Origin of the sequence: Aestuariimicrobium sp. G57, from assembly GCF_050110855.1 — a bacterium.
In the GTDB taxonomy this organism is placed as follows: Bacteria; Actinomycetota; Actinomycetes; order Propionibacteriales; family Propionibacteriaceae; genus Aestuariimicrobium.
Map to the genome: position 1 here is coordinate 371,883 of NZ_JBNINW010000003.1, position 16,846 is coordinate 388,728.

Below are 16,846 nucleotides of genomic sequence, written 5' to 3' on the forward strand. Positions count from 1 at the left end.
GTGGTCCTTTCTCGATCTTGGTGACGGTCAGGCGGGCTCAACCTTGACGGAGTGGGTACGTCCGCCGAGGGTGATGTCGTAATTGATGGGGCCGCGCACGGCCTGGGAATTCGCGGTGGCGGCGGCCTTCTCGGCCTCGAGCTGGGCGGCGGTCTTGCCGACATTCTTCGGGCCGTCGGCGCGGGTCTCGAAGAACTTCGGTGCCACGCCCGGGAACATGGCGTTGGTCAGCACGTCCTCGTCGGTGCCGTCGAAGCCCTCGAGCGCCCTGGCATCCTCGGTCAGCTTGTCCCATTCGGGTTCGAGCAGGTCGGCCGGGCGCACCTCGATCGGGTCCTTCTTCGACTGTGCCCTGGCGATGTCGACGACCTCGGGGGTGCGTTCGCCCGGGCATTCGCCGTAGTAGCCGAGCATCAGGTCGGCGAATTCACCGGTCATCACCTTGTAGCGGCCCATCAGCACGTTGAACACGGCCTGGGTGCCCACGATCTGGCTCGACGGGGTGACCAGCGGCGGGTAACCGGCATCCTTGCGCACGCGCGGCACCTCTTCCATCACCTCACGGATCCGGTCGCCGGCGCCCTGGTTGCGCAACTGCGATTCCATGTTCGACAGCATGCCGCCGGGGATCTGGGAGTCGAAGATGTCGGTGTCGATCAAGGTGGCCGACTCGAACTCCTTGTACTTCGGTCGCACACCGGCGAAGTGGTCACGGATCCGGTGCAGGCGGTCCTTGTCGAGACCGGTGGTGTAGTCGGTGCCCTCGAGCATCTCGACGAGCGCCTCGGTCGGGTTGTGGCCGGGGCCGAGCGACATCGACGAAATGGCGGTGTCGACCACGTCGGCGCCCGCCTCGATCGCCTTCATCAGGCTGACCAGGGTGACACCGGTCGTCGAGTGGCAGTGGACGTTGATCTGGGTGCCGGGGTAGGTCTCTTTGATCGCCTTGATCACGTCATAGGCGGGCTGCGGCTTGAGCAGCGCCGCCATGTCCTTCAGCGCGAGCGACTGCGCACCCATGTCGATCAGGCGACCGGCCAGCTTCACGTAGCCCTCGACGTCATGCAGCGGGCTGATCGTGTAGCAGATCGTGCCCTGGGCGTGCTTGCCCGTGCGGGTCACCGCGGCCATCGCGTGCTCGAGGTTGCGGGGGTCGTTGAGTGCGTCGAAGACACGGAACACGTCCATGCCGTTCTCGGCCGACTTCTCGACGAAGCGGTCGACCACCCCGTCTTCGTAATGGCGGTAGCCGAGCAGGTTCTGACCACGCAGCAGCATCTGCAGTCGGGAGTTGGGCATCAACTCGCGGAAGGTCCGCAGGCGCTCCCACGGGTCCTCGTTGAGGAAGCGGATGCACGAGTCGAACGTGGCACCGCCCCAGCATTCCACCGACCAGTAACCGGCGGCGTCGATGTCGGCGCAGGCCTCGACCATGTCCTCCATGGCCATCCGGGTGGCCATCAGGCTCTGGTGGGCGTCGCGCAGGGCTACTTCGGTCACACCAATCTGTCGCTGAGTCATGACAAAACCCTATCCAGCGGCCCTGTCGCCACACAGGTCGGATGCCGTAATTCCGTACACACTGTGACAATTCCCAGTGCAGTTGTGATGCCTGCCACATTGGCGGACCGTGAACCCCTCGTGGGCGGCGACCAGCGGTGCTGTCCTAGCGCAGCACGATGCTGCGGGCGACGCGGCGCAGGTCCTGTTCAGGGGGCCTGGCATCCCAGTCCAGGCGGCGCCAGGCCAGCGTCAGGACCGACCGCCCGGGCTGCGGCGGGCGGTCGAACGTGACGAACGCGAAGTACCAGGCGTAGTCAGACCTCGAGTTCGTGTATTCCGAGTACAGCTGGCGGCCATAGGTGATGCGGGGGCCGTCGTCCCAGGCGAGGCGCTCCCCCGTCGGCAACTGGTCGAACGTGCGGTAGTGCGGTGAGGCGCCGTTGATGGGCACCTGGGTCTCGGCCTCGAAGTCGTCGGCGAACAACATCAGCCGACTGCCATCGGTGAACGCTGCCTGTGGCCACCCGCCCGGGGCGTCGGTGTTCTCGAGTGCCGCACAGGCCTCGCCGCGCACCCCCAGCGTCGGCGCGTCGAAGGCCGTCGGTTCGCAGGCGGGACCGTCGTCCCCGCCCAGCAGTTGGCAACCGGACAGCAGCACGGCACCACCGAGCGCCGCGGTCAGGCGACCACCCCGCAGCAGCAGTTCGCGTCGATTTGTGGGGTCCACCACTCAATCATCACCCGAACAGGTTCTGTCACCACCGATTCGTGCAACCTTCGGCAACTAGTGCGCACTGGTCGTAACACGCCCTTAGCGTCTTCTCAAGGTTCCTCCCCTCCTCCCAGCGGTTCCTCCCCACAGAAACGAGTGACCATGCAACTCATCGACTCACCGCTCGCCGGTGTCGTGGCCGACCAGGATGGTCGCCAGGCCGGCGTCTATGACCACGGTGCCCATGTCTTCAGCTGGCAACCCCGCGGTGCCGAGCACCCCGTGCTCTGGATGAGCGCCGCGAGCATGTTCGCCCCCGGCCAGCCCATCCGCGGCGGTGTCCCGGTCTGCTTCCCGTGGTTCGGCCCCGGACGCACCGGCGACCTGGCCCCGGGTCACGGCTTTGCGCGGCTCGCCAGCTGGACGCGCACCCAGCTGCTCGACGAGGACGACCGGCTGCTGGTGACCTACCGCCTGGACGAGTCGCAGGTCGGCGACCAGCCGAACTTTCCGCACGCCTTCACCGCCGAACTGACGGTCGAGTTCACCGAAAAGCATGTCGACCTGGCCCTCGAGGTCACCAACACCGGCGATGAGCAGTTCAGTTACGAAGAGGCACTGCACACCTACCTGGCGGTCGGTGACTCCCGTGAGATCAGCATCACCGGACTCGAGGGCGCCAGCTACCTGGACAAGGTCGCCGGCACCACCGAGAACACCCAGCAGGGCGCCATCCGCATCGAGGCCGAGACCGACCGGGTCTATGACTCGACCGTCGACGTGACCCTCGATGACCCCGTCTGGGCGCGCCGGCTGGTGGTCAGCAAGACCAACTCGGCCAACACTGTCGTCTGGAACCCCTGGGTGGCCAAGTCGGCCGCGATGCCTGACTTCGGCGACGACGAGTGGCCCCACATGGTCTGCATCGAGGCGGCCAATGCCCTGGACGAGGCCATCACACTGACCCCCGGCCAGAGCCACCTGATGAGCCAGCGCATCACCCTGCTGGACGCCTGAACCACCCACATCCCCCCGGCCTGCCCTGACGCAGGCCTGCCCCACACCTCACACCTGTGAGACCCTCGACTGAAAGGTGATCGCCATGGGCTGGATTCACGTCCTGATCGTGGCGCTCGGCATCGGATTGATGCTGTTGCTCAACATGAAGTGGAAGATCAACGCGATGCTGGCGCTGCTGCTCGGCGCGTTGACCATCGGCTTCCTCGAAATGCTCGGAACCGGCACCGGCCTGCTGCCGCCGGCAGAAGTACCCATGAGCGCCCAGGGCGTGCTCAAGACCATCACCAATGGTTTCGGCTCAACCCTCGGCTCACTGGCCATCATCGTCGTCTTCGGTGCGGTGATCGGCCGACTGATGGTCGAATCAGGTGCTGCGGCGCAGATCGCCCACACCATGATCCAGAAGTTCGGCATCGGCAAGGTCAAGATCGCCATGGTGCTCACCGGCACCGTGTTCGGCCTGGCCATGTTCTATGAGGTCGCCTTCATCATCATGGCCCCGCTGATCGTGGCGGTGGCCGTCGAGGCCAAGATGCCGTTCATGAAGCTGGCCATCCCCGCGGTGGCAGCCACCACGACGGCCCACTCCCTGTTCGTTCCCCAGCCCGGCCCGGTCGCCCTGGTCGATGCCTTCAACGCCGACACCGGCATGGTCTACATCATCGGCATCATCGTGGCCATCCCCACGGTCTACGTCACCGGCTGGATCCTGCCGAAGTTCCTGGGCAACCTCGACTATGCGACGCCCATGAACCTGAAGCCCGAGGACGAACTGCCTGAAGACCAGCGTCCCTCGTTCGGCATCTCGCTGTTCGTGCCGCTGATCCCCGCCATCATCATGATCGCTGCGACCGTCGCGAACATCTGGCTGGACGAAGACGGCAAGATCTACGACTGGGTCAACTTCATCGGGTCGTCGCCCGTCGCCATCACGATCGCCATGATCGCCGCTTTCTACTTCTTCGGCATCCGTCCCGGACGCAGCATTGACTGGGTCATGACCGAGTTCGAGCACGCCGTCAAGGCCATCGCCATGGTCGTGCTGATCATCGGTGCCGGCGGTGCCCTGAAGCAGACCATCATCGACACCGGCATCGGCGACTACATCGGCGAGATCATGTCGGCCGGCAGCCTGAGCCCGTACCTGATGGCCTGGCTCATCACCGTGCTGATCCGTCTTGCCACCGGCCAGGGCGTCGTCTCGGCCATGACCGCTGCCGGCATCATCGGCTCGGCCGTGATGACCAACTGTGTCATGGACCCGGGTGTCAACGCTGCCCTGCTGGTGATCGCCACCGCTGCCGGTTCGAACACCCTGACGCACATCAACGATGCCTCGTTCTGGCTGTTCAAGGGCTACTTCGACCTGTCGGTCAAGGACACGCTGAAGACCTGGGGCCTGCTCGAGCTCAGCAACTCGCTGGTCGGTCTGGCCGTGGTGATGCTGCTCAGCATCTTCATCTAGCCTGCAACCTGTGGGCCCCCGCCATGGGCGGGGGCCCACTGTTGTTCACGGACAGCCACCCGTGCCAGACTCGCTGCCATGGCACGTGAACTGGCCTCGGGCGACTGCCGGGGCGAATGCAACTGGACCGGCACCAACGACCAGATCGACGACCTGCAGGTGTTCGCCTGCGGCGCCTGCGGCAGTGAATGGATCCCCACCGAGTCGTGGACGCCGCGCAATGCCGACGGTGAGATCGACCCGGGTGTCGCCGCCGCCCGCGCCGCCCATCCGGTGGCGCCGTCCAGCCCCTGGTGAGCCAGACCCCCTGACCGGGGCGTCGCCTGGCACAGACCCTGTACATCCGGACGCTTCGATGATGGAATCGGCGGTATCAGGACGCCGTTGCGAGCCCTCCTCACGCGCAAAGGCCCTGCTCAACCGGAGGTTCCGCTCGTGCCACCGTCACTGCTGCGTGTGCTTGACCCCCTGACCGCCGAGCCACTGCCCAATGGGCTTGCGCCACGCCCGGTCATGTACGTCGGGGACGAGTTGATCGTGGGCAGCGCATCGCGCCGCGACGCCGGACGCAAACACGAGACGTTCGAACCACCCCTTGCCCTGCTGGCCAGGGCGGTCGAGGCGCTGGACGCCGAGCTCGTGCCCCCGGGTCACAGTGGAACGACGTCGACGATGCGGTTCGCTGCCACCACCCCACGCCCGTCCGCCCCCATGACCACGGCCGTGCGGGTGCTGCCGAGGGGCAACCGTGCCCGTCCGGTCGACGCGTGGACGGTGCTGGCGCAGGCGCACGAGTTGAACCATGAATCGGCCCGCGGGCTGCACTTGAACCACGTGCTGCAACTGGCCGGACCGGGATGGCACGGCATGCCCTACTACGCCTCGATGCCCTATTACGCATCCATGCCCTATTACGCATCCATGCCGTACTACGCATCCATGCCCTACTACGCGTCGATGCCTGCGGGCGGCTCGCCGTCCGCCGAGTACGGACGACCCGGCTCGGGCGGGCGCACGCCGGTGCAGCTCGTGCTGCCCGACCCTGCGCGGCGCGCCCGAACGCTCGACCGCCCGCCGCTGGTGGTGGTGCCGGACACCGCCCTTGGCCAGCATCCGTGGTTCGCCGACCCGGCCACCGCCACCGACGAGGTCACCGTGATGGGCCAGCGACTCGGCATCACCCCCAGCCCCCACGATGGGACCCCCCTCGACGGCCGCATCGCGCCCTACGCCGGCCACGCCACCTTCATCGCGGGGCTCGTCCGGCAGTTGTGCCCCGAGGCGCGCATCGAGGTGATCCCGGTGCTCGACGACGCGGGCACCATGCCCGAGGGTGTGCTGATCCACGTGCTGACCCAACTGCTCGAGCGCCAGCGCCGCGCGTTTGCCGGCGACGGGCCCGCCAGCGACATCATCGACGTGCTCTCACTGTCGCTCGGTTATTACCACGAAGACCCTGACGACCCCCTCGAGGACGCCCCGCTGCGGCTGCTGCTCGATGACCTCGGACGGGCCGGTGTCGCCGTGGTCGCCTCTGCGGGCAACCAGTCGACCACCGACCCGCTGTTCCCTGCCGCATTCGCGCCGCTGCCGGGCACGACCCACGAACCCGGTCGGGTGCCGCTGGTCAGCGTCGGCGCGCGCAACCCTGATGGCACCATCGCCTATTTCAGCAATGCCGGGCAGTGGATCTCGTGCCACCGTCCAGGTGCAGCCCTGGTCAGCACCGTGCCGACCGACCTCAACGGCGAACTGCAGGCGGTGGCCGGGCTGGCCAGCACTGCCGGCCCCCGCGCCACCATCGACCCCGAGAACTTCTCGAGCGGGTTCGCGACCTGGTCGGGCACCTCATTCGCCGCGCCCGTGCTCGCGGGCCAGCTGGCAGCACAGATCTGCGACCACCCACTGGTGGCCAACACCGACCGCGACTCCGCACTGACCCGGGCCTGGGCCGCGATCACCGAAGAACTTGGATGGACGCCATGACCTCGCAGGAACCCGGCACGACATTACCGCGCAGCACCTCGCTGCCGGACGTCGCTGCCGCCGCATTCGCCGACTACCGATCTGGGCAGACGGGCCGCATGAGTGACTTGGTGCGATTGGTCTCACCGGCGCTGTGGGCGCTCGCCAGGTCGCAGGGGTTGGCATCGGCCCAGGCCGAGGATGTCGTGCAGACCGTGTGGGTGCGACTGGTGCAGAAGTCAGAGACCATCCGCGACGGCCAGGCCGTGCTGGCGTGGCTGCTGACCACCACCCGCCGCGAGGCATGGCGGACTGCCCAGCACCAGGCGCCCAGTGCCCCGAGCGACATCCTCGTCCAGGTGGTGAGTGACGAACCCACCCCCGAGTCCGTCGTCGCCGAACGCGACACCAATGCCCGACTGTGGTGGCACGTGCAGCGACTGAGCCCACGGTGCCAGGCGCTGCTGCGCGTGATCGCCTTCGCCGCAGTGCCCGACTACGCCGGCATTTCCGAGGCCCTCGGCATGCCCGTCGGTTCGATCGGCCCGACCCGCGGCCGCTGCCTCGCCACCCTGCGCAAGACCCTCGCCAATGACCCGCATTGGAGCCCAGCATGACCAACCCAGCGTTCCCGGCAGCCGATGACCCGCTCACGGCTGATGACCTGTCCCTGGTCGCGGCCATCGGCAATGCCCAGCAGACCTTCGACCCGATGCCCACCGGCATGGTCGACAGGGTGCTGTTCGCCCTCTCGCTCGAACTGATGGAAGCCGAACTGGCCATCATGGCCGACGAGCAACTCGCGACCGCCCGCAGCAGCCATGCGCCGCAGGTGCAGGCCGACACCATCACGTTCACGTCGTCGAGCACGAGTCTGATGGTCGTGCTCACTGACGACAGCGATGACGACGAGACCGTGCGCATCGACGGCTGGGTCACGGGTGGCGGCATCAAGGTCACCGCACAGGCAGGTGCGCACATGCTCGAACAGGTCTCGGACGCCACCGGCCGCTTGGTCTGGCTCAACGTGCGGCACGGCCCAGTCCGGTTCCTCATCGAGTCCGACCGCCCCGGTTCACGACCGGTCGTGACGCCCACGGTCGAGGTGTAGGTGTCGCAGGCCGCACGTGAGCTGTACGACCGCGCCCGGACGATGCTGCTGGAGCACCGGCCGGACAGGGCCGACGTGTTGCTGCGTGAGGCCGAGGCCGCCTGCGGGGCGGACGACGACGAGCTGAGGCTGCGCATCGCCATTTCGGCGACCTGGGTCACCTTCGACCGCGATGGGCTGGCCCCGGCCATCGCGCAGGTCGCAGCCGCACGTCTGGCCGCCCGGCGGGCAGGTCTTGATGAGGTGGCGGCGCTGGCGGCCGTCCAGACAGGCACGTTGTACGCGAGGGTGGGCGACCTGCCGCAGGCGTGGCGCGAACTCAGCCGCGTCAACGAGGACGCGCTGCCGCCGCGCGACCTGACCGCACTGCTGCTGAACCGTGGCACCATCGCCGCCCAGGTGCAGCGGCTGGATGCGGCAGCCGGTGACCTGCGCCGGGCCGCCGAACTGGCCGCCGACAGCGGGGCTGGACAGTTGGCCTTCATGGCCCAGCACAACCTGGGCTGGGCACAGTTCCTGCGCGGGGACCTGCCCGCGGCGCTGCGCGAAATGCACGCCGCCGACGACATGGACATCTCGCTCGACCGGTCAGAGGCTCGCCTCGACCGGGCGCGGGTGCTGCTCGAAGCGGGCCTTCCCGCCGACGCGCAGCGGTTGCTGCTGCAGGTGCGCGACGCACGTCTGCCTGCCCACCAGGCGGCCGAGGTCGACCTGTCACTGGCGCGCTGTGCGCTGTTGCTCGGCGACACCCGCACCGCCCGGGAGCGTGCGGGCGCGGCAGCACGGGTGTTCAAGCGCCGCAATGAACCGGGCTGGGAGCGTCAGGCCGCGGTGATCCGGGTGCAGGCCGGCCCCCGCACCACTGCGGCACGCAGCCTGTGGGCACAGGCCCATGCGGCCGGCGACCGCTGGGTGGCGGCGCGCGCGGCCGCGTTGGCGCTGATGGCCGCGGCACACCCGGGCTCGGCCCGGCACGCCGACCTGGTGCGCGATGCCACCGCCCTGACCCGTTCGCCCACGGTCTCGCTGCGCCTGTCGGGCCTGGTCGCACTGGCCCGTACTGCCGCCGACTCCGGTGATGCGGCGAAGGCGCGCCGGTTGTTGCGACGTGCCAGCGATGTGCTGCAGCGCGCCCAGCTGGGCATCGCCAGCCTCGACCTGCGCGCCGCGGCCGCGCTGCACGGACTCGCGGCCGGCGATCTCGACCTCGAGCTGGCCGCACCGCTCGGCCCCCAGGCGATGGTCGACACCATGGAACGCTGGCGGGCCGCCACCCGGCCCGTGCCGCGGCTGACCCCACCCCCCGACGACCGGGTCGCCGACGCCGCGTCGCGGCTGCGCCAGCTGCGCGCCGAGTTCGTGCCGGATGCCCCCGACGCCCATGCCCGGCGCCGCGCCATCGACGAGGCCGAGCAGCACCTGCGGGCGCTGACCTGGGGTGCCAGCACCGAGCTGCCGCCCACCGCCCAGGTGGTGGGGGTGAAGGCGCTGAAACGGGCGGCCGTGGCCCGCCGCGCCACCCTGGTGGTGACGTTCGCGCTGCGCGATGAGTTCTCGGGCGTCGTGGACGTCTCGGCCATCGTGCTCGGCGACCACCCCACCCGCATGGTGCGCCTGGGAACCGCGGCAGCGCTCACCCGCGCCGTCGATGCCGTGCATGCCGACCTGACCGCCAGCGCCAATGTCTCGCGGGCGCACCCGCTGTCGGGCGCGGTGCGTGCTTCATTGCGCGTGAGCCTGCAGGCGTTGTCCGACCTACTGATCGCCCCGCTGGGCCCACTCGCGGAGCAGCTGGTGGTCGTGCCCACCGCAGTGCTGTCGGCGGTGCCCTGGCAGGCGCTACCCGCGCTGCGCGGCGTCCCGGTCATGGCGAGCCCCACCGCGTCGAGCTGGGTCACCGCGGCCAGCGTCGTGCCCGCGCCGCTCGTGGCGGTGCTCACCGGGCCGGAACTGCCGTTCGCCGCGCAGGAATCGGCCGGCGTTGCCAAGCACTGGGCCACGGTGGGCACCGCCGGACTCGCCGACGCCCTCGAACAGGCCGACCTGGTGCACGTCATCGCGCATGGTCGCCACCGTTCTGACAACCCGCTGTTCTCGAACCTGCTGCTCGACGGCGGCATGGTGGTGGCGCATGAGCTCGAACGGGTCAGCCTGCGGGCCAGCCACCTGGTGATGTCGGCCTGTGAGGTCGGACGATCCACGCACCGACCGGGTGAGCAACCACTGGGCCTGACGGCGCTGGCACTCTCGGGCGGCGTGGCGAACGTGGTCTCGCCGGTGGCCCGGGTGAACGACGAGCTGGCCGCCACGGTGATGGGCGCCTACCACGCCGAGCTCGCCACCGGCGCTGATGCGGCGGTGGCATTGTGCGCCGCCGTCGACTCCGACGCGGTGGACGGCGACCCGGCGGCCGGGGCCTTCGTCAGCTTCGGGGCGCCGTGGCGGGCAGTCCGGGCCTGACCGCCCCTGTGCCCGTGGCTTGCTGAAACCCCCTGACTCCTGAAACCCAGCGGGGCGACCCCGAAGGATCGCCCCGCCGTGAACTCGTCCAGGGATCTGAACTCGTCCCGAAATCACTCAGCCTTGGCGCTCACCGAGGTGCCGGCCGAACGCAGGTTCTGGCAGGCCTCGACGACACGCTGGGCCATGCCGGCCTCGGCCAGCTTGCCCCACGCACGCGGGTCGTAGGCCTTCTTGTTGCCGACCTCGCCGTCGATCTTGAGCACGCCGTCGTAGTTCTTGAACATGTGCTCGACCACGGGACGGGTGTAGGCGTACTGGGTGTCGGTGTCGACGTTCATCTTGATGACGCCGTAGTCGACCGCCGCGGCGATCTCTTCAGCGGTCGAGCCCGAACCGCCGTGGAAGACCAGGTCGAACGGCGATTCCTTGCCGTACTTGGCGCCGACGGCGTCCTGGATTTCCTTGAGCACCTCAGGACGAAGCTTCACCGCGCCCGGCTTGTACACGCCGTGCACGTTGCCGAAGGTCAGGGCGGTGATGTAGCGGCCCTTCTCGCCCAGGCCGAGCACCTCGATGGTGCGCATGCCGTCCTCAACGGTGGTGTACAGCTTGTCGTTGATCTCGTTCGAGACGCCATCCTCTTCACCGCCGACGACGCCCACCTCGATCTCGAGGATCATGCCCAGCTTGCTGGTGCGGGCCAGCAGCTCATCAGCGATCTGCAGGTTCTCTTCGAGCGGCACAGCCGAGCCGTCCCACATGTGCGAGTTGAACAGCGGGGCCTCGCCGTTCTTGACGCGCTGCTCCGAGATCTCGAGCAGCGGGCGCACGTAGCCGTCCAGCTTCTCTTTGGGGCAGTGGTCGGTGTGCAGTGCGATGTTCACGGGGTAGTTCTTGGCGACCTCACGCGCGTAGGCGGCGAGCGCGGTGGCACCGGTGATCATGTCCTTGATGGTGGCGCCCGAGCCGTACTCGGCACCGCCGGTCGAGATCTGGATGATGCCGTCCGAGCCGGCCTCGGCGAAACCCTGGATGGCGGCGGTGATGGTCGAGGACGACGTGATGTTGATCGCGGGGTAGGCGAACTTGCCTGCCTTCGCGCGGTCGATCATCTCGCCGTAGACCTCGGGAGTTGCGATGGGCATGTCGTTTTGCCCCTTTCTGGCTCATGGCCTCATGTGGTGGCCGCTCATTGCGCAGCCCCAGTCTTTCAAACTGCAGTCAGGTTTCCCAGACCGGGTCCCGGGTTGAGAATCGGTCCGGGCGCGGGCTCAGCGCAGCACGGCGAGGACGACCTCGCGGCGCTCGGCGCCCTCACCCAGCACGGCGACCAGTCGGCCCGCGGCGTCCTCGTACGGCTCGTCGGTGACCAGACCGACCACCTCGAGTTCACCGACGGGGTCGTGGCCCTCGAGCACGCCGGTGCCCCTCACGTCGATCGAGGGTGGGATCACCTCGTCGCTGCCATGGGCCTGCTTGTCGGCAGAGGTGTCTGCGTCGCGGATCACCCGCTCGAGTTCCGCCAGGAAGACGGGGTCGGTCATGCCGTCATAGACCCAGCGGGTGCCGAGCACGGAATGGTCGATCAGGCCGACGAGGTCGTCGCCGTCCGCATCGTCGCGTGGGGCACCGCGATAGGTCAGCGGCACCTGGAAGATGTCATCGCCGACGGTGAGCAACATCACCTCAAGCCCGACCTCGCCCTCGGGGTCGACGAACCGGAACCGCTCGAGCACGTCGAGGTCTGCCACATCGGTGGTGAACCATTCCTGCTGCGGCAGCCACTGCTTCAGCAGTTCGACCTTGGACGGCTTCAGGACGGCGGAGGGGTGGATGACGGAAACACGGGTCATGGGGGAAGTCTGCCAGTTCAGTCGCCGAAGATGGAGTCCATGCCGGACATGTCCAGCCCCTGCCGGCCGCCGGAATAGGCCCGCACGGCTGAGTCGATCGTGCCGGGAAGGGTGTCCAGGTAGCTGATGGGCACCTTCCAGGTCTGGTGGCCACCACCGTTGGGGAAGGTGCCGTTGACGATCAGGTCGGGCCCGGCCCCGATCTTGCGTCCGGCGACCGCGATGTCGCTCATGGCGGGCCACTCGAACCAGATCGGGTCGGACGTGCCGTCACCCACCCGGACGCCGCGGTGGTCGATGCGCACGGCCTCACCGGCGGGCACTCGTCCGAGGGACTTGCGGGCCGCACGCAGTTCGACCCACCGCCAGATCACAAATGCGAGCACCAGCGCCGCCGACGGGATGCCGCCCAGCAGCACCTGCCACAGTGACAGCTGGTCGCGCAGCCACCAGTACAGCCCCGCGGTGATCACGATGTAGATCACCACCGACAACCCGGCGCGGCGCATCAGCGACTCGGCCCGGGCGACCCGGCCTGCGGCGGGCACGGGGCTGTAGCCGACGACAAACGCTTCCGGAGTCTGCATGGGGCCTACGTTAGTGGTCGGCGGACGCATCGCCGCCCCACGCCGCGGCCGATGGGGTTGCCGCATGCTGCAGGGCCCAGTGGTACAGCGTGATCGCGGTGGCCGCGCCAGCATTGATTGACCGTGTCGAACCGTACTGGGTGATGGCCACGAGCCGCTCGCAGGCGGCGACCATGACGTCGGTCAGGCCCGGCCCCTCCGAACCGAAGACGAGGCACACGCTGCGCGGCAGCCGTGTGGTTTCGAGCGGCACCGACCCGGGCAGGTTGTCGACGCCCACCAGCGGGATGCCCCGCTGGGCGAGCCAGTCGACCAGCGAGGCCTCGTCCGGGTGGTGGTGCACGTGCAGGTAGCGGTCGGTGACCATGGCGCCGCGGCGGTTCCAGCGGCGGCGGCCGACGATGTGCACACCAGCCACGTTGAACGCGTTCGCGGTGCGCACCATCGAGCCGATGTTGAAGTCGTGTTCCCAGTTCTGGATGGCGACGTGCACGCCGTGGCGATGGGTGTCGAGGTCGGCGACGATCGCGGGCAGGCTCCAGTAGCGGTAGCGGTCGACGACATTGCGCCGGTCGCCATGTTCGAGCAGTTCGGGATCGAGGCGGGGGTCGTCCGGCCAGGGCTGTGGGTGCGGTCCGACGCCGACAGTCTCGTCGGCGCGCCAGCCGAGGCTGGGCTCGTCGGGGCCGGGCCCGCCGGGGGAATGGCTCGGGGCCCCGCTCTCACGGGGCCCCGGGCCGGTGGATTCGTCGCTCACTGCTGCGGCGGGTTGCCCTGCGGCGCCTGGTAGCCACCCTGGTTCGGCTGCTGGCCGTACTGGGGCTGCTGGCCGTACTGGGGCTGCTGTCCGTACTGGGGCTGCTGTCCGTACTGGGCCTGGTCGCCGTACTGGGCCTGGTCGCCGTACTGGGCCTGGTCACCGTAGTTCTGCGGCGGCTGGGCCCGGGGAGCCTGGTAGGTCGGGCTCTGCTGGTTCTGGGTCGGCGGGTTCTGTGCCGGCTGGTTCTGTGCCGGCTGGTTCTGTGGCTGCCACTGGTTCGCGGACGGCTGCGGCGCCGGGCTCTGCTGGTAGGCCTGCTGCTGCGGGTAGGCCTGCTGCGGTGCCTGGTACTGCTGCTGACCGGGCTGGGCGTATTGCTGCTGCGGGTAGGCCTGCTGCTGTGGTGCCTGCTGCTGGCCGAACTGGTTCTGCTGGTTGAACTGGTCGCTGCTGCCGATCGCCGGGGTGCCCTGCGACTTCTCGGGCTCGGGCCCGCGGTAGCTGATCTCGCCGAAGTTGACGTCCGGGGCCTGGCGCACGGCGGCGTCATTGACCTCGAAATAGGTCGCCTTCTCGAACTTGAACATGTTCGCGACCAGGTTCGAGGGGAACTGCTCGACCTTGGTGTTGTAGGCGCGCACATTCGCGTTGTAGAACCGGCGACCGGCGGCGATGCGGTCTTCGGTGTCGGTCAGCTCGCGCTGCAGTTCCAGGAAGTTCTGGTTCGACTTCAGGTCGGGGTAGGCCTCGACGGTCACCAGCAGGTTGCGCACGGCACCCGACAGCTGCGCCTCGACGTCTGAGCGGGCATCGCTCGGGGCGTTGCCGCCGGCCATCGACTGGGCCTGGTTGCGCAGCCGGGTGATCTCTTCGAGGGTGTTGCGCTCGTGGGCGGCATAGGCGCGCACCGTCTCGACCAGGTTCGGGATCAGCTCGTAGCGCCGGTTGAGCTCGACGTCAATCTGGCGCCACGACTCCTGGATCGTGTTGCGCAGCTTCACGAAATTGTTGTACGGACCGATGAAGAAGATGCCGGCTACGGCGGCCAGCACCAGAAGAATCACGATCAGAACGATGATGGCGTCCATGAATTTCTCCTGCTAGATGTCACCTGTCCGCGCCGCGGACGAGGGCCCTGCGAGACAGGGACACCGCCAATCTACAAGGCCACCCGGCTCAATGGGAGTGCCCCGGCCGCTGGATGGCTCAGGACAGGCCGAGGTCGTCCAGCCCGACGGCGTAGCGGTAGTCGAGGCCGAAGTCACGGATGGCCTCTTCGGCCCCCGACGCGCGGTCGACGATGACGGCGACCCCGACGACCTCGGCACCGGCCTCACGCAGCGCCGCGACGGCCTGCAGCGGCGACCCGCCCGTCGTCGAGGTGTCCTCGACCACCAGCACACGTCGTCCAGCAACGTCGGTGCCCTCGATCAGTCGCTGCATGCCGTGGGCCTTGGTGGCCTTGCGGACGACAAACGCGTCGAGACGGGCGCCGGCGGCAGCGGCGGCGTGCAGCATCGACGTGGCGACCGGGTCGGCGCCCAGCGTCAGCCCACCGACGGCGTCGAAGTCCCAGTCGGCCACCAGTTCGCGCATGACGCGACCCACGACCGGGGCGGCGGCCCCGTCGAGGGTGACGCGGCGCATGTCGACGTAGTAGTCGGCCTCACGACCCGAGGCCAGGGTGACCCGGCCATGCACGATGGCCAGATTCTTGATGTGGTCGATGAGCGCGTCGCGGTCGGTCGTCATGGGCCGAAGACTAGTGGATCAGCTGTGGATCAGCGGTTGGAGACGAGTTCAGCGAAGACCACGGCACGGCTGCCGGTCGCGACCAGGTCGGCAGCGGTGGTCAGGGTGAGCACCCCGGTGGTGGGCACCCGGTTGTCGCCGGGCACGGGGTCGAGCACCCAGGCACCGGACGGGCCGGCGTCGACATGCGCGGCAGCAGCGCGGGTGCGATAGGTGAACGTCTGTGCAGCGGTCTCAATGACGATGACCGAGCCGACGGGCAGGTCGAGCAGCTTGCTGAACGGTGCGCCGTGGGTGACCCGGTAGCCGGCCAGCGCGGTGTTGCCGGGTTGGCCGGGCAGGCCGGTGCTGGGGTACCAGCCCACGGCATGGTCGAGCTGGTCGGGGGCGACTCCCACGACCACGGGCCATTCGATGCCGAGGTCAGCCGAGCGGATGATGGCGATGACGTCCCCCTCGGCCGGCGCGGCAGCCGGGGCGCGGCCGGCGGCCCAGTCGGCGCGGGTGCTGGCGACCAGGTCGTCGGCCCGGCGGCGGCTGAGCGCATCGGTGCCGATGGTGGCCCAGCCGAGCGCGGCGGCCGCAGCAACCAGCGCCAGCAGGATCACGCCGATCGTGATGGCCAGGGCGGTGGGGCGGCGACGGGGCATGGGTCACATTGTGTCAGGTGCCCGCCCTCAGACCGGCCCCAGCCCTCGAGAGGTCACCATCTGCAGAACCCGTCGATGGGTTCTGCAGATGTCGACCTTTCGGCGGCCCGCACCCTCAGGCCGGCTTGCGTGCCACCAGCGTGAAGCTCGCCGGCAGCCGCTCGGGGCGGTCGGCCAGCCGCCACTCCCCCGCCTCGTCCTCGACCATGACGCCGGGCAGGTGTTCCCAGGGCACCGAATCGTGTTCCTCGAGCAGTTCGAGCTGCAGGCCCGCCCCCAGCACGGCCATGACCGTCTCGGCCAGGCCGTGGTTCCACTCATGTGAGTCGGGGCTGTCCAGAGTCGCCACGCCGCTGTAGGACTGCTCGGTGCGCCAGACCAGACCCTCGTCGTTCTGCCAGTAGGGCAGTTCGAGCGCCAGGGTCGACCCACCCGGGCCGGTGATCCACGGCTGCTCGTCGCGGTCCGGGTGGTGGTCGCGGACGACCATGCCGATGACCGAGTTGAGCACCGGGTGGGCGTCCCGCACGAACAACCGGCCGCCGGGCCGCAGCAGGGACGCCACCACCCGCGCCCAGTGGTCGATGTCGGGCAACCAGCACAGGGCACCGATGCCCGTGTAGACGAGGTCGAAGTCGCGCCCGGCCAGCGCATCGGGCGCCGAATACACATCGGCGTGCACGTAATCGACCTCGGCCCCTGCCCGTCCGGCCAGTGCACGGGCATGCTCGAGCGACCGGGCGGAAAGGTCGAGCCCGGTCATGCGGGCCCCCAGCCGGGCGAGGCTCAGGGTGTCGGTGCCGAGGTGGCACTGCAGGTGCAGCCCGTCGAGGCCGCGGACGTCGCCGAGCCGCGGCAGGTCGAAGCGGACGACGTCCGAGAGCCAGTCGGGGTCGTCAACCTGCTCGACGTCATAGCCGCCCTCGCCGACATGGGCATCGGCACGGGCGTCCCAGTTGGCGGCGTTCATCGTCAGGTAGTCCGAATGTGACTCTTGCATCGCTG

At 68.8% G+C, this 16,846-nt stretch carries 17 protein-coding genes; 7 read left to right on the forward strand and 10 right to left on the reverse strand.

The genetic code is table 11. From position 1 onward, the window contains the following. Positions 1–27: 27 nt before the first annotated feature. Both ACQCX5_RS08825 and ACQCX5_RS08830 read right to left on the reverse strand, forming a co-directional pair. Positions 28–1,521 carry a methylmalonyl-CoA carboxytransferase subunit 5S gene (locus tag ACQCX5_RS08825; protein WP_434541656.1) on the reverse strand — a complete coding sequence of 498 codons (1,494 nt, stop codon included), beginning with the start codon at positions 1,519–1,521 and terminating at the stop codon, positions 28–30. A gap of 145 nt (positions 1,522–1,666) precedes the next feature. Further along, a complete protein-coding gene (locus ACQCX5_RS08830) occupies positions 1,667–2,230 on the reverse strand; it encodes a hypothetical protein (RefSeq protein WP_434541657.1) in 564 nt (187 codons plus the stop codon). Between the two features lie 147 nt (positions 2,231–2,377). On the opposite strand from ACQCX5_RS08830, the gene ACQCX5_RS08835 reads away from it, so the two are divergent. The 7 genes from ACQCX5_RS08835 to ACQCX5_RS08865 all read left to right on the forward strand — a co-directional run bounded on the left by ACQCX5_RS08835 (position 2,378) and on the right by ACQCX5_RS08865 (position 10,236). Further along, positions 2,378–3,232 carry a D-hexose-6-phosphate mutarotase gene (locus tag ACQCX5_RS08835; protein WP_434541658.1) on the forward strand — a complete coding sequence of 285 codons (855 nt, stop codon included), beginning with the start codon at positions 2,378–2,380 and terminating at the stop codon, positions 3,230–3,232. A gap of 85 nt (positions 3,233–3,317) precedes the next feature. Further along, a complete protein-coding gene (gntP, locus tag ACQCX5_RS08840) occupies positions 3,318–4,700 on the forward strand; it encodes a gluconate permease GntP (RefSeq protein ID WP_434541659.1) in 1,383 nt (460 codons plus the stop codon). A gap of 78 nt (positions 4,701–4,778) precedes the next feature. Next, complete coding sequence (locus ACQCX5_RS08845) at positions 4,779–4,997, forward strand: hypothetical protein (RefSeq protein ID WP_434541660.1); 219 nt, start codon at positions 4,779–4,781, stop codon at positions 4,995–4,997. A 138-nt stretch (positions 4,998–5,135) separates the two neighbouring features. Continuing rightward, the gene (locus ACQCX5_RS08850) at positions 5,136–6,686 is read left to right on the forward strand and encodes a S8 family serine peptidase (RefSeq protein WP_434541661.1); all 1,551 of its coding nucleotides are present in this window, start codon (positions 5,136–5,138) and stop codon (positions 6,684–6,686) included. Further along, a complete protein-coding gene (locus tag ACQCX5_RS08855; protein ID WP_434541662.1) occupies positions 6,683–7,282 on the forward strand; it encodes an RNA polymerase sigma factor in 600 nt (199 codons plus the stop codon). The genes ACQCX5_RS08850 and ACQCX5_RS08855 overlap by 4 nt, the downstream gene beginning before the upstream one ends. After that, a complete protein-coding gene (locus ACQCX5_RS08860) occupies positions 7,279–7,776 on the forward strand; it encodes a hypothetical protein (protein WP_434541663.1) in 498 nt (165 codons plus the stop codon). Before ACQCX5_RS08855 ends, ACQCX5_RS08860 begins: the two co-directional genes overlap by 4 nt. Then, positions 7,777–10,236, forward strand: coding sequence for a CHAT domain-containing protein (locus ACQCX5_RS08865; RefSeq protein ID WP_434541664.1), 2,460 nt, complete (start codon positions 7,777–7,779; stop codon positions 10,234–10,236). 113 nt (positions 10,237–10,349) lie between these two features. Here ACQCX5_RS08865 and fbaA read toward each other — a convergent pair whose 3' ends face one another. The 8 genes from fbaA to ACQCX5_RS08905 all read right to left on the reverse strand — a co-directional run bounded on the left by fbaA (position 10,350) and on the right by ACQCX5_RS08905 (position 16,841). Beyond that, the gene (gene fbaA / locus ACQCX5_RS08870) at positions 10,350–11,384 is read right to left on the reverse strand and encodes a class II fructose-bisphosphate aldolase (RefSeq protein WP_434541665.1); all 1,035 of its coding nucleotides are present in this window, start codon (positions 11,382–11,384) and stop codon (positions 10,350–10,352) included. A gap of 126 nt (positions 11,385–11,510) precedes the next feature. After that, complete coding sequence (locus tag ACQCX5_RS08875; protein WP_434541666.1) at positions 11,511–12,092, reverse strand: maltokinase N-terminal cap-like domain-containing protein; 582 nt, start codon at positions 12,090–12,092, stop codon at positions 11,511–11,513. Between the two features lie 17 nt (positions 12,093–12,109). After that, positions 12,110–12,679: a hypothetical protein gene (locus tag ACQCX5_RS08880; protein ID WP_434541667.1), complete on the reverse strand. Its 570-nt coding sequence runs from the start codon at positions 12,677–12,679 to the stop codon at positions 12,110–12,112. 10 nt (positions 12,680–12,689) lie between these two features. Further along, positions 12,690–13,268, reverse strand: a complete 579-nt coding sequence (locus ACQCX5_RS08885) for a TrmH family RNA methyltransferase (RefSeq protein ID WP_434541901.1) — start codon at positions 13,266–13,268, stop codon at positions 12,690–12,692. A gap of 164 nt (positions 13,269–13,432) precedes the next feature. Further along, positions 13,433–14,527 carry a LemA family protein gene (locus ACQCX5_RS08890; protein ID WP_434541668.1) on the reverse strand — a complete coding sequence of 365 codons (1,095 nt, stop codon included), beginning with the start codon at positions 14,525–14,527 and terminating at the stop codon, positions 13,433–13,435. A gap of 118 nt (positions 14,528–14,645) precedes the next feature. Then, positions 14,646–15,191, reverse strand: coding sequence for an orotate phosphoribosyltransferase (gene pyrE / locus ACQCX5_RS08895; RefSeq protein WP_434541669.1), 546 nt, complete (start codon positions 15,189–15,191; stop codon positions 14,646–14,648). Positions 15,192–15,220: 29 nt separating this feature from the next. Continuing rightward, complete coding sequence (locus ACQCX5_RS08900) at positions 15,221–15,841, reverse strand: sortase domain-containing protein (RefSeq protein ID WP_434541670.1); 621 nt, start codon at positions 15,839–15,841, stop codon at positions 15,221–15,223. A gap of 115 nt (positions 15,842–15,956) precedes the next feature. Further along, the gene (locus ACQCX5_RS08905) at positions 15,957–16,841 is read right to left on the reverse strand and encodes a class I SAM-dependent methyltransferase (RefSeq protein ID WP_434541671.1); all 885 of its coding nucleotides are present in this window, start codon (positions 16,839–16,841) and stop codon (positions 15,957–15,959) included. Between the last annotated feature and the right edge of the window lie 5 nt (positions 16,842–16,846).